The sequence below is a fragment of the Clostridium sediminicola genome, from assembly GCF_050402865.1.
Lineage (GTDB): Bacteria > Bacillota > Clostridia > Clostridiales > Clostridiaceae > Clostridium_AF > Clostridium_AF sediminicola.
Map to the genome: position 1 here is coordinate 259,076 of NZ_BAABMF010000002.1, position 13,597 is coordinate 272,672.

Genomic DNA, 13,597 nt, shown 5'->3' on the forward strand with positions numbered 1-13,597 from the left:
AGAAGTATAAAAATAAATATATGTTGATTCTTATCTATTTCTTTGCAGTTTTTATCTTTTTTATATCACTTGGAGGATAGTTTTTTACTCTTTTAAAAACTCTATTAAAACTTGATACGTTAGAAAAACCCACTTCATAAGCCGCTTGTGAAATATTAATATCTTTTGACAGTATCAATTTTTCCGCTTCAGAAATTCTAACAAAATCTAAATACTCTTTAAAAGTCCTACCTGTTATTTTTTTGAAATATCTTGAACTATAATTATAACTTAAATTAAGAATACTCGCAGCCATCTTTAAATCGACATTCTCCTTATAATTAATTTCAATATACTTAAATAACTTATCTAATTTTTGTAATTCAATATCTTTAAAATCACTATTACTATTAATTACATTACTTCTGGTGAGTACTGCTACTAATTGATACAAATATCCTTTAATAAATATTTCATAACATTTTTCTTTATTAACAAACTCATCATAAAGCCCATTAAGTATATAATGTATTTTTGAATAATTTTCATCTGTATTTTTTATGTGAGAGATGCCACTACTATTATTATTTAAAAAGTAAGTTATATATTTCGATTCAAATAAAGATGTAAAATTATTCTCTATAACATCTGCATGAAATTCAATGAAGAGTATACTAGTTGTTATAGAAGGCTCTATATAAGTAGTATGTATATCTCCTTTTTTTAAAATTATAATATCATCTTTTTTCACCTTTGTAGTTTTATCATTTACTTGTTGTAACGCATCTCCTTCAAGCATGTACATAATCTGATGCCATTCATGCCAATGGGGATGCTGAACATCATTATTTATCAAATTATCTTTTATGAATATGTCCACTGGAAATGATAAACCATTATGGACAAGATTTTCTTTATAAATTTGCATTTATACCTCATTTCCACACTATACTAATTCTTTTACCCGTTTTATATTACTCTATTCGAATATTAATATTTTTCATTTATGTATTTTTTTAATGTTAAAATATGCATAGGGTAAAAACTTTCTTCATTTACTTCTAACATATTTTTTAATTCCTTTAATGATACCCATCTAATATTTTGTGTTTCATTTGTTTTTTCTAATACTTTACCTTTAACTTTACATATAAAAGTTTGAACCATAATAGGATAGTTCCCCTCGATATTTTGAGAACATGCATATGGTGTATAGTTTAAAACTTTATATCCATTTAATTCAAAAATAACCGAATCATTTTCTCCTTTAATTTCTGTAACAGTCAAACCTGTTTCTTCCCATATTTCTCTTCTTAAACAATCAAATATATTCTCAAATTCTCTTATTTTACCTGCTGGAATCTCTATCAAACCATTTTCTGACCCACCATTCTCCTTATATCTTTCCTGAATTAATATATAATCTATTTCGCCTATTCTTTTCGTTACAATACCACCTACTCCAGGTTTTGCAAATACTTCCATGATAAACTCTCCTTTAATAATTTCATTTAATATCAACCTATTTCAAAGTTTTTATTCTATAACATAAAAATTAACCAATGTCTCAGAGGGATTATTATCCTCAGTGGAACAAACCACAAATCCAGGTTTTTCAATTACTATATTTCTTAAATTATTTATTGATTTTTTAGATTTAGCTAGGCCTAAATTGCATCCAATCTCTTCTTGTATTTCAATGTAGTCAGGTATATCTTCTAACCTCTCCTTTTCCAGTAAAGGAACCGTATCTATCATTCTATCAATATCAGCATTATCTGAAAACTTCAGAATATCTAGCCAAAAAGGATAATAAATAATCAAAGAGAGTAATTCATTAAAAGAATTAGCAATCTTTCCTGCCTGCCCTTCAGAACTAACATATACAACAGATAATTTTTCTACATCTCCATCTCCCACAATAGCATAAACTCCACCAGAACCATCAGTAGCAAGAATCGTTAATTTTTCTTTAGCATAAAACATATATTCTTCTGTATCATTTGAAGGCTTACACAATATAAAATCACAATAGTTTTCAAGCATATTTTTAATATTTTCTTTGCTATCAATTTCTAAATATAACTTAGGTAACATACTACTCACCCTCTTATCCATATAATATTAATATTGTACCATATTTATTTAATAATCTTTTTTCAAACCCTTCCCTATACACAAAAAAAGTCATGCAATTCTAAGCATTTTCAGCCTAAAATCTCATGACTTTTAGTATAACTTTATTATTTTTAATTCGAATTTATTTTATCAATCCATCTACATAATCAATTTAGGACAAGCCTCTTTTTATTCAACCGTAACTGACTTAGCTAAATTCCTAGGCTTATCTACGTCACAACCTTTTTGAACTGATACATAATATGCTAGCAATTGAAGTGGAATAACTGAAAGAATTGGAGCTAACACACTTCTAACTCTTGGGGTATAAATTGTTGTATCTACCACCTTTTCAATATCTTCATATCCTTCCTTGCTTATTGCAAGTACTTTTGCCCCTCTAGTTGTAACTTCTTTTATATTACTCACCATCTTCTCAAATAAGTTACTTTGAGTTGCTAAAGCTATCACAACAGTATCTTCCTCAATTAAAGCTATAGTTCCATGTTTTAATTCTCCACCTGCATAAGCTTCTGAATGAATATATGAAATTTCTTTAAGCTTTAGCGACCCTTCCATTGCAACTGCATAATCAAGACCTCTTCCTAAGAAGAATATGTCTTTGTGTTTTGCAACTTCTTTGGCAAATTCTTTTATATCATCTGTATTTTCTAACACTTCAGCAGCTCTTTCAGATAAATCTAAAAGACCACTTTTTATTTTTTCAATTTCTTTTTCTCTTATGCTACCTGTTTTTTCAGCAAAATATAATGCAACTATATACAAAGCTATTAATTGAGTTACATAGGCCTTTGTTGAAGCAACAGCAATTTCTGGTCCTGCCCACGTATACAATACATCTTCCGCTTCTCTTGCTGCAGAACTTCCTACTACATTTGTAATTGCAAGAACTCTAGCATTCTTTGATTTTGCAAGCCTTAAAGCTGCTAATGTATCCGCAGTTTCACCTGATTGACTTACTACAATTAACAAAGTTTTTTCAGTTATAAATGGATCTCTATATCTAAATTCAGAAGCAATATCAACTTCTACAGGAATTTTAGCTAATTTTTCAATTATATATTTACCAACAAGTCCAGCATGGTATGCCGTACCACAAGCAACTATATATATCTTATCAATGTCTTCTAATTGATCTTTAGATATTGTGATACTATCTAATTTAATAGATTCACCTTTAATAACTCTTGAAGTTAAAGTATCCTTTATAGCTTTAGGTTGCTCATAAATTTCTTTAAGCATGAAATGATCATATCCACCTTTTTCAGCAGCATCAGCATTCCATGTTACATGGAAAGTATCCTTATCTATTTTATTTCTATTTTTATCAAATAATTTAACTCCTTCTCTATCAATAACAACAAACTCATTATCATCAAGAAGGTAAACATCTCTTGTGTGATTTAAAACGGCTGGTATATCTGACGCTATAAAAGATTCTCCTTCTCCAACACCAACTATCAACGGACTATCTTTTCTAACAGCTATTATTTTATCTGGTTCGTTATTACTAACAACACCTAGCGCATAGCTACCTTGCATTTTACTAACAGCTTTAATCACCGCTTCTAATAAGTTCCCATCATAATAATAATCAACTAACTGTGGTATAACCTCAGTATCAGTTTCAGACCTAAACTGATATCCTTCTGATTTTAACCATTCTCTGAGAACCATATAATTTTCAATAATTCCATTATGCACAACAGCAATTGTTTCATTAGAATTCATATGAGGATGCGAATTTACATCCGAAGGTTCTCCATGAGTGGCCCATCTAGTATGACCAATTCCAACTTGCCCTTCTATCGGACTTTCTTGTAACCTCTCTTGCAAATTTACTAATCTTCCTTTTTTCTTCTCTATTGATATCTTTTTATTTTCGAGAATTGCAACTCCAGCTGAGTCATATCCTCTATATTCAAGCTTTGAAAGACCTTCAATTAATACTTTAGATGCATCCTTATTTCCTAAATATCCAACTATTCCACACATATTAAACTCTCCTTTTAACCTTTTTATTTTTATTAAAAGGAAGCCTGCACATAGAATAAATGCCTAACTGAATTTGTGCTCAAAATCGCTTTTAAGTTTTGTCAGTTGTTAACGGTAGCATTATACCGTGGGGCATCCGCCGAATTTTCGATTCTCCCCATCCTCGTCAAGTTAACCATCAATACAAAATTGGCAATTGCACATTATAATTAACTTCTGGCGCTTTATAATATTCAGTTTTTTGTTAGTATTTCCTATTTCACCCTCCATTTCTTATAATATTTTGCCTTCCTAATCTAGTACAAGCTCCTCACACATATAATATACTATATTATACGTAAATATCTGTCAAATGATTTATGTTTTTTTATTTAAATACAAAATAGTGCCATAATATTATTATTCATAAATTATTAACAATATTTTCAATTAAAATCCAACACTTATTTAATAAAAAATGTTATAATTTATTTCGGTAATTGCATAACATACTCCAATGTTATTATTTAAAGGCCCTATATTCTAAATATAGGGCCTTGCACTTTTTAACTTAATTTATAGCTTTTAATTCAATCAACTTAGCCAAATTAGTTGCTGATTTTTCTAATTCATACTGATTTTCACCTTCTAGCATTACTCTAACTAGCGGCTCTGTTCCAGAAGGCCTGATTAATACTCTTCCTCTTCCTTCTAATTCTTTTTCAATCAATTTTATTTCATTTATTATATCTTTGTCTTCTTTATAAATATTTTTCTTTTCATTTGGAACTTTTGCATTAACCAAAACTTGAGGTAATTTCTTCATTATAGATGCAAGTTCTGATAATTTTTTTCCACTTTCCTTAACTACTGCTGCAATTTGTAATCCTGTAACTAATCCGTCTCCAGTAGTATTATAATCTAAAAATATTACATGTCCTGATTGTTCCCCACCTAATTTGTACCCTTCTTGAACCATTTCTTCAAGTACATATCTGTCTCCAACTTTTGTTTGTATTGTTTTTATATTTTCCTTTTCTAATGCCAAAAATAGCCCTAAATTGCTCATAACAGTCAATACAATGGTATCATCTTTTAACTTTCCTCTATCTTTTAAATGTTTACCGCATATAGCCATTATAAAATCTCCATCAATTAAATTACCCATTTCATCAACAGCAAGGCATCTATCCGCATCTCCATCAAAAGCAAGACCTAAGTGACATCCCTTACGAACAACATAATCCATTAATTCTTCCGGATGAGTAGATCCACAGTTTTTATTAATATTAACACCATCAGGGTCATTATTAATCACAACAACTTCAGCACCTAGTTCTCTAAATGTTTCTACAGCCGTTTCATAGGAAGCACCGTTAGCACAATCAAGAGCAATTTTTAAACCATCTAATTTTATATCAATAGTTGATTTTGCAAATTCGATATAATCTTCATGGGCTGTTTCTTCTTCAATTTTTCTGCCAATAGCACCACCTATAGGGTTTGGTACTCCATTAAAATTATTTTCTATAATAGATTGAATCTTATCTTCTAATTCATCCTTTAATTTATATCCTTTTCCATTAAAAAACTTTATTCCGTTATATTCCACAGGATTATGAGAAGCTGATATCATAACACCTGCATCCGCTTCATATTTTCTAGTTAGATAAGCAATAGCTGGAGTTGGAATAACTCCTACACAAACCGCTTCTGCACCTACTGAAAGTATTCCAGATACTAATGCAGATTCTAGCATATCCCCTGAAATTCTAGTGTCCATCCCAACAAGAATTTTAGGTTTATGTGTTCCTTCTGTTAAAACATATGCACCAGCTCTTCCTAAACTATATGCTAATTCAGGTGTCAGTTCTACATTTGCTATTCCTCGTACTCCATCTGTTCCGAATAATCTTCCCATTTTTTTACCTCTCTCTGTATAAATTTTACACAAGAAAATTATATTATATTCTGATATTATTAACAACTCGATTTGCGAAAAATTTGTTATTATACAACAATTTCCACACCATCACCATCTTCGCTCTCTACATTAACCAACTTCAAACCTTTATACTCAATTAAAGTGTTAAAAGCTTCTCTTAATGCCTTAAAATCAATATTTTTTATATATGCTCTTTCTTTTTCATCTGAATGTCTCATTGCAAATCTAACAAAACTATCCCGTAATAAGAATTTAACCAAACCTAACGGTACATAAAAAGTAAATATTTTTCTTCTATTCTTTTTAATTCTTATTTTCATAATATATCACCTAACTCATTAATACTAAGATAATCTTTTTTTAATTCAAAGATTTTCTGCAAGAAAATTGACGTTAACTTAAAACTTATAATTTACAACTATTACACTACTCTATACTAACTTCAACAATATCTCCCTCTGCTGTTTTCACCTCTACTATTTTTCCTGTAATATCATTATTAATCGCCTCAGCAATCATAACCAAATCAATTTCTCCCGCAAACTTGTCACCATCTAAATACGGTATTCTACCGCAAGCATCTAATATTTTCTTCACAAATTTTATTGGAATATTTACATCTACATTATCACCTTTTAATGATAAAACTTTTACTTTTAACATCTTGTTAATATTTGTAGTTTCCACATTTTCAATTGTCAAATTTTCTTTTTTGGAATTATTTAACAATGAGATCATTTCAGATGCTTTGTCAGCATCTATCTTTCCTTCTTCAACCATTTTTAAAATTTTAGAAATTTCCTCTTTCATACTGAATCCTCCTTTTTATTCTTTTAACGCCTTCATAGCATCATCAACTGATATTTCTCCTTTATCTAACATATCAATTATCTCTTTAGTATTTTTTTTATCTTTTTTGGGTGTTTTATATCCAAGTGCTGTAACAACATCATCAAGTTTTGCCCTAACTGTGGGATATGAAATACCCATTTCTTTTTCAACATCTTTTATATTTCCTCTACACTTAATAAATATTTCTATGAAATGTAATTGCTCTGATTTTAAAGAAGCTAACTTTGATTGTTCAAACTCATTTTCAATAACCGTTCCACATTTTCCGCATTTTAATCTTGTTATTTTTAAATTAGAACTACACACAGGACAATTATTTGGAACTTTGTAAGACATATTCATCACCTCATTTTTCAAGTTCATCTATTAAAAAGTTTTCTATGGTATTATTATACAATATAAAATTAATTTTGCAACTATATTTATTAATATTTTTAATAAATATATTAATTTCTCTAAAGTATAGCGATGATTATATTAATATATTTAATTTTTATATTATTAATTTTTGTTTTCGTTATGATTATATGTTCAATTATTCTAAATACTACTAATATCTAGTTACTTCAACTTTTTAATTACAAAAAAATAATGACAAATTTTACTTTGTCATCATTTCTATTTTTAAAAATTTTCTCTTTGTGGTGTAAAAACATCAATAAGCATAGATTCATCTTCTAACGCAACAACTCCATGAAATACATCTCCCGGAATATACACACTATCCCCAGCTTTAATGGTTTGCTTATTACCATTCAATTCAAACTGAAAACCTTTAACAATATAACAAACCCGTACAATCACTATTATACAAATAAGTATCGCTTTTTAATACGTGATAATTATAAGTTGCGAAGAAAAGCGCTTCGCAATTTATAGTGACAAGTTACAAGTGATAAGTTACAAGTTGCAGATACCTTTCGTGAACGAAAGCTTTTAACTAAATAAAAGATAAAAAAATTCCTTTTGCATAACAAAAGACACCAGTTTCCTAGTGTCTTTAATTTATGTCTATTATTCTATTTTGCGTATTCAGCACCTTTAGCAATTGCTTTTTCATTTGCTTCAAAGAAGTTTGCCTTACCATGGTCTTTTAATGCTAAAACTAGACTTTCTAAAGTTACAATACCTGTTTTTGCAACATATGCTCCTAGTAACACCATATTAGCAATTCTTTTATTACCTATTTTTTCTGCTTCAGTCTGTGCTGGAACAGCAATTACAGTTATATCATCTCTTTCTGGCATTCTATTTACTAAATCGCTATCCATTATCAGTAGTCCACCTGGTTTTAACATTGGCTCAAATTTATCAAGAGAAGGTCTATTCATTACTATTGCAGAATCAAGGTGAGTTACTACTGGCGAACCAACTAAATCATCTGATACAACTACAGAACAGTTAGCAGTTCCCCCTCTCATTTCTGGACCATAAGAAGGAAGCCATGAAACATTTTTATTTGAATCCATCCCTGCATAAGCTAAGAATTTACCCATTGATAATATACCTTGACCACCAAATCCTGCACATACTATTTGTTGTTCAGCCATTCTATTCAACCTCCTTAGTAGTATCTTTTACTACACCTAAAGGATAATAAGGAATCATATTATCTCTCAACCAATCCATTGACTCTGCAGGAGATAATCCCCAGTTAGTTGGACAAATAGATAATACCTCTATCATTGAATAACCTTTTCCGTCTAATTGCGCTTGGAAAGCTTTCTTTATAGCTTTTTTAGCTTTGTTTATATTAGGTACTGTATCAACAGACACTCTTTCAACATAACAAGAACCATCTAGCGTTGCTATCATTTCAGAAACTCTTATTGGGTGTCCTGCTGTTTTTACATCTCTACCATAAGGAGAAGTTTCAGTTACTTGCCCTGGTAGCGTAGTTGGAGCCATTTGTCCTCCTGTCATACCATAAATACAGTTATTCACGAAAATTGTTGTTATTAATTCACCTCTAGCAGCTACATGAACAGCTTCTGCAGTACCTATAGCAGCAAGGTCACCATCACCTTGATATGTGAATACAACTTTGTCTGGAAGAGATCTCTTAACACCTGTAGCCACTGCTGGAGCTCTACCATGTGCTGCTTCATACATATCACAAGCAAAATAATCATAGCATAAAACTGAACAACCAACTGGAGCAATTCCAATTGTCTTATCTAAAATATCTAATTCTTCAATAACTTCCGCTACTAATCTATGAATAATTCCGTGAGTACAACCTGGACAGTAGTGAGTAGGTATATCTACTAATGCTTTTGTAGGTTCAAATACTACAGCCATTATTTAGCACCCCCTATAATTTCTTTAACTTTTTCTAATATATCTTCAGGATGAGGAACCATACCACCTGATCTTCCATAGAAGCTTACAGGCTTTCTTCCTTCAACAGCTAATCTAACATCTTCAACCATTTGACCACAGCTCATTTCAACTGATAAATATCCAAATTTAGTTTTATCTATTGTTTTTTCAAATGCTTCTAAAGGGAATGGCCATAAAGTTATCGGTCTAACAACTCCTAACTTTATTCCTTCTTTTTCGGCTAATTTAACAACATTTTTACATATTCTTGATGTTGTTCCATAAGAAACTATTATTAAATCATTTTCTCTATCACATTCGAACAATTCGAATCTTGTCTCATTTTCTTTAATACATTTATATTTTTCCTGTAGTTTATTATTATGCTCTTCTAAATGCTCTGGCTTTAAAAATAAAGAATTTATTACATTATGTTTCTTTCTTCCGTTTAATCCATTAGCTGCCCAATCTTTTGATGGAAGTTCTCTGTCTTCTCTTTCCTTAAATTCAACAGGTTCCATCATTTGACCAAGCATTCCATCACCCATAATCATACAAGGTGTTCTATATATGTCTGCTACATCAAAAGCATCTTGAATTAAATCAACCATTTCTTGAATTGATGATGGTGCAAATACTGGCATACTAAAGTCACCATGAGCTCCACCTTTAGTAGCTTGGAAGTAATCTGACTGTGCTGGCTGAATACTTCCTAGCCCTGGACCACCTCTAACTATGTTTACAATAACACAAGGTAACTCCGCACCTGCTATATATGATATTCCTTCTGCTTTTAAACTGATACCTGGACTTGATGAAGAAGTCATTACTCTAACTCCCGCTCCTGCTGCTCCATACACCATATTAATTGCTGCAACTTCACTTTCCGCTTGCAAGAAAACTCTTCCTATCTTAGGCATTTGTTTTGACAAATATGCTGCTACCTCAGTTTGAGGAGTAATTGGATAACCAAAGAAACATTGACAATTGGCTCTTATAGCAGCTTCACCAATAGCCTCATTCCCCTTCATAAGAACTTTTTCACTCATATATGTTTGCTCCTCCTTCATTATTTTTCAACTACAATAACACAATCTGGACAAATTTTAGCACATGAAGCACATCCGATACATTCTTTCATCTTGTCTTCTGTTACAGTTGCTGGATGATAACCTTTTAAGTTAAGGCCTTCAGAGAATGTAATAATTTTTTTTGGACAAACTACTAAACAATGCCCACAGCCTTTACATCTGTCTTCTCTAAAAGTTACTTTTGCCATAAAAACCCTCCTTAATTTTAAATTCATGATTTAAATTCAACTCATCCCTATTCCCAAGGTTTTTTCATAAAAATATCTATAGGATATAATTCTCCTTTTACAATGTTTTTAACTTCATCTGCTAAATCTCTTCTTACCACTGTATATTTATGGGGTAAGTTTAGTTTTTCAGATAATTGTTTAATTACTTTTTCTCCTTTAATAATATGCTCAGATGTAGTTTCATAAGACAAATTAGTATTAGAAATTAAATGAGTAATTTTTAATCTAGATGCCTTTTCAATATTTCTCAAATATTCTTCGGTTGAATCCTCGTTATCTGTTTGAGGCCTATTGTTATTAACCACAAGATACATTTCATAATCTTCATTTTTAAAAAATCTATTGTACTGTCCTAACACAACTGCACCTAAATCATCTCCACCTACGTCAATAACTACTTCATATGATTTATCATTGAATATTGCATTGACTTCAGCAGTTACTACCATAAGCTCAGCATTTACAAATTCAGGATTTGAACTAATAACTCTTATTCCTTTTTCTTTAAACATATCCCTTAAATCTCTTACACAAAAATAAGGATTAACGATATCAATATCTACAATTGCAACTTTTTTGCCACTTGCAGCTAAATTCAAAGCATAGTTAACTGCTATTTCAGTTTTCCCACTACCAAAATGACCTGCAAAAATTTTTATTCTACTCATAATTTCACCTTATTTCTACAAAAATTTTGCTATTGCATATTCGGATAATTTTGCGTTTTCTTAACGTTTACAATACTATTTTACAACTTTTTTGCTATAAAATAAAGAGTTTTTTTTAAATTTAATTAATTATTATACAAAAATTCTTATTTTATTGCTGTTTGCATGGCATGGTGAAAGAAATTTCATAAAAGTATTCTTTTTTTAGCATTCCCTATTTTTTAAATAAAAATAGAACAGCAAAATAAGAAGATTATTCTAGACAATAAACTTTCATTTTTTTCATAAATAATAATGATGTTTAATATATCAAAGAAGCTACCTCCAAATGATTAATAAATCATATTTGATGGTAGCCTCTATATTATTTTTAGTTAAATGTCGTACTTATTTTTGCATATCAATTTTTATCTGTTGCTTTTCAAGAAGTTCAATATTATATCCTACAAAAGTACCTATTTGTTTTATATTCAATGAATCTACATACTTATCTCCAAAATTTAGTATTTGAGTGTATTTTCCTTTTTTCTTATCAATGGAAGTGCTACTACCACAATCACCTAGGTCAAGTTTCCTTCCATCATTATCACAAAAGAAAAATAATGGATCCCAAAGTACAACTCCCTCTTTATAATAACTGATTTTAATCATATTTTTATCAAATTCTATTTTCTCAACAACTAAGTTTCCTTCATTAAATGTTTCAAACTTTATAGGAAGTTTTGATATACTCTGTTTTTCTTCCTTTATTCCAGTTCCTTCTTCAACATATTTTAATGGAACTAAAGTTAAGTGTTCTGTATCCATATCAGCTTTTATAAATTCAAAGGAATTTGTTGATTTACCAAATGATTTTGTACTTCTATCTCCATTTAAAAGATCTAGAACATCACCTTTCTGATCAAAGAGAATGAAATTTTCAAAAAATCTATCTTTCTTTACATTTTCACTTATAACTATTTGACTTCCAAAGGGGGATATAGACACTTTATCAATTGTAATTTTATGTTGAAAATCCCCTAAATCGACTTTAGCTTTAATTTTTGGTTCCACTGTTCTAGTTTCCACAGCAATATCTGATTTATCTATACTAGTAACAATTTCCCATTTTCCATCTATTTTAAAAATTCTATCAGTTGATATCTCTAAATCAAAATTATCTGGCAACTTCATCTGGGAAAGGTTAACCCTATACATAGCTTTTAGAATTTTATCACCTTGAAAATAAGCATCAGAACCATTATTATTTGCAATATCTATTTTCTTACCATTTATTCTAAAGTTTAAAGACGGCATAGATAAAATATCCTCAAAGAATTTATTTTCATCTGCAAAATCCATATTTATAACTTCTTCACTTTTAATGGTAGAAAAAATAATTAAGAAATTATCATCTACCGCTATATTATCCACAGTAAATTCTATACCTTCATTTTCATATGATACTCCAACTTCTTTATTGAACTTTTCAAAACTTGCTTTATCTGTTAAATACTTAGTTTCACTGGAATCATTAAAATATGATATTGCTTGATTAACTCTTTCTTTAACCAATGATGTGCTGCTTGCAATAACTGTGGTTACAGTCATTAATATTGCCAAACTAGCCACCATCAACACTTTAGCAGTAACTTTCTTGTATTTTTTTCTTTCTGGTAGGTTTCTTGTAATTATATCAATTTTTTTATCTAAAATCTCAGGTATTTCAAAAGTATCATTATGAGCTTTTTCTTTTAAGAATTTATCAAAATCATCTAATTTATTCAAAGTACCCCCTCCTTATAATTAGGTTCCATCATATTTTTAAGCTTTAATTTAGCCCTTTTGAGTCTTGATTTTACTGTACCTTCAGGGACTTTTAATATTTTACCAATACTCTTTATACTTAAATCTTCATAGTAAAATAAAATTACTACTGCCTTAAATGTGTCCTCTAATTTATTTATATAAGGCATAAGATTGTCACCATCATTAACTTCATTAACTCCTTCATAAGTGGTAAAGTCTTCTTCTAAATGAATTCTTTTATTTTTCTTTATTATTGAATAACACTCATTTACAAGTATTTTCATTAACCAAGCTTTAAAACTCTCTGGAGCTTTTAACTTATGAATATTTGTGTAAGCTTTTAATATAGTTTCACTTATAGCATCCTCCACATCTGCTTCATTTTTTAATATACTTTTAGAAAGCCTATACAGTGAAATTTTATTTTCCTGTATTAATTCTATAAAAGTATCTTTGTTAATAGTTTTAGAAATATTAGAATTCGTAATAGCGCTATTTTCAAATTCCAAATATCATTCACCTCCTTATATAAAGATAAACATTATTTAAATTAATAGTTGAAGTTGTTTATCTATATGATAGATGATTTATGAGTATAAAAAGTTCCCT

General features: G+C 29.7%; 16 protein-coding genes. All 16 read right to left on the reverse strand.

Going from position 1 to position 13,597, the window contains the following annotated elements:
* Positions 1–34: 34 nt before the first annotated feature.
* The gene (locus ACQ3F0_RS05005; protein WP_428864023.1) at positions 35–907 is read right to left on the reverse strand and encodes an AraC family transcriptional regulator; all 873 of its coding nucleotides are present in this window, start codon (positions 905–907) and stop codon (positions 35–37) included.
* A gap of 62 nt (positions 908–969) precedes the next feature.
* Complete coding sequence (locus ACQ3F0_RS05010; RefSeq protein WP_428864024.1) at positions 970–1,464, reverse strand: NUDIX hydrolase; 495 nt, start codon at positions 1,462–1,464, stop codon at positions 970–972.
* Positions 1,465–1,515: 51 nt separating this feature from the next.
* Positions 1,516–2,076 (reverse strand): hypothetical protein, encoded by a 561-nt coding sequence (locus ACQ3F0_RS05015; protein WP_428864026.1) that lies wholly within the window; start codon positions 2,074–2,076, stop codon positions 1,516–1,518.
* Between the two features lie 210 nt (positions 2,077–2,286).
* Positions 2,287–4,113, reverse strand: a complete 1,827-nt coding sequence (gene glmS / locus ACQ3F0_RS05020) for a glutamine--fructose-6-phosphate transaminase (isomerizing) (protein WP_428864027.1) — start codon at positions 4,111–4,113, stop codon at positions 2,287–2,289.
* A gap of 550 nt (positions 4,114–4,663) precedes the next feature.
* Positions 4,664–6,013, reverse strand: coding sequence for a phosphoglucosamine mutase (gene glmM / locus ACQ3F0_RS05025; RefSeq protein ID WP_428864028.1), 1,350 nt, complete (start codon positions 6,011–6,013; stop codon positions 4,664–4,666).
* Between the two features lie 89 nt (positions 6,014–6,102).
* The gene (locus ACQ3F0_RS05030; RefSeq protein WP_428864029.1) at positions 6,103–6,357 is read right to left on the reverse strand and encodes a hypothetical protein; all 255 of its coding nucleotides are present in this window, start codon (positions 6,355–6,357) and stop codon (positions 6,103–6,105) included.
* Between the two features lie 106 nt (positions 6,358–6,463).
* A complete protein-coding gene (locus tag ACQ3F0_RS05035; RefSeq protein WP_428864030.1) occupies positions 6,464–6,847 on the reverse strand; it encodes an SHOCT-like domain-containing protein in 384 nt (127 codons plus the stop codon).
* Positions 6,848–6,862: 15 nt separating this feature from the next.
* Positions 6,863–7,225, reverse strand: a complete 363-nt coding sequence (locus tag ACQ3F0_RS05040; RefSeq protein WP_428864031.1) for a DUF2089 domain-containing protein — start codon at positions 7,223–7,225, stop codon at positions 6,863–6,865.
* A 288-nt stretch (positions 7,226–7,513) separates the two neighbouring features.
* Entirely contained in the window at positions 7,514–7,693 is a 180-nt protein-coding gene (locus tag ACQ3F0_RS05045) for a cupin domain-containing protein (protein WP_428864032.1), read from the reverse strand.
* A gap of 215 nt (positions 7,694–7,908) precedes the next feature.
* Positions 7,909–8,439, reverse strand: a complete 531-nt coding sequence (locus ACQ3F0_RS05050) for a 2-oxoacid:ferredoxin oxidoreductase subunit gamma family protein (protein ID WP_428864033.1) — start codon at positions 8,437–8,439, stop codon at positions 7,909–7,911.
* A 1-nt stretch (position 8,440) separates the two neighbouring features.
* A complete protein-coding gene (locus tag ACQ3F0_RS05055; protein WP_428864034.1) occupies positions 8,441–9,190 on the reverse strand; it encodes a thiamine pyrophosphate-dependent enzyme in 750 nt (249 codons plus the stop codon).
* Positions 9,190–10,260 (reverse strand): 3-methyl-2-oxobutanoate dehydrogenase subunit VorB, encoded by a 1,071-nt coding sequence (locus ACQ3F0_RS05060; protein WP_428864035.1) that lies wholly within the window; start codon positions 10,258–10,260, stop codon positions 9,190–9,192. The genes ACQ3F0_RS05055 and ACQ3F0_RS05060 overlap by 1 nt, the downstream gene beginning before the upstream one ends.
* Before the next feature lie 20 nt (positions 10,261–10,280).
* Positions 10,281–10,490 carry a 4Fe-4S dicluster domain-containing protein gene (locus ACQ3F0_RS05065; RefSeq protein ID WP_428864036.1) on the reverse strand — a complete coding sequence of 70 codons (210 nt, stop codon included), beginning with the start codon at positions 10,488–10,490 and terminating at the stop codon, positions 10,281–10,283.
* 47 nt (positions 10,491–10,537) lie between these two features.
* On the reverse strand, positions 10,538–11,200 hold the full coding sequence (locus ACQ3F0_RS05070; protein WP_428864037.1) for a nucleotide-binding protein: 663 nt from the start codon (positions 11,198–11,200) through the stop codon (positions 10,538–10,540).
* Positions 11,201–11,587: 387 nt separating this feature from the next.
* A complete protein-coding gene (locus tag ACQ3F0_RS05075; protein WP_428864038.1) occupies positions 11,588–12,967 on the reverse strand; it encodes a DUF4179 domain-containing protein in 1,380 nt (459 codons plus the stop codon).
* The gene (locus ACQ3F0_RS05080; RefSeq protein ID WP_428864039.1) at positions 12,964–13,497 is read right to left on the reverse strand and encodes an RNA polymerase sigma factor; all 534 of its coding nucleotides are present in this window, start codon (positions 13,495–13,497) and stop codon (positions 12,964–12,966) included. Before ACQ3F0_RS05080 ends, ACQ3F0_RS05075 begins: the two co-directional genes overlap by 4 nt.
* Positions 13,498–13,597 lie beyond the last annotated feature (100 nt).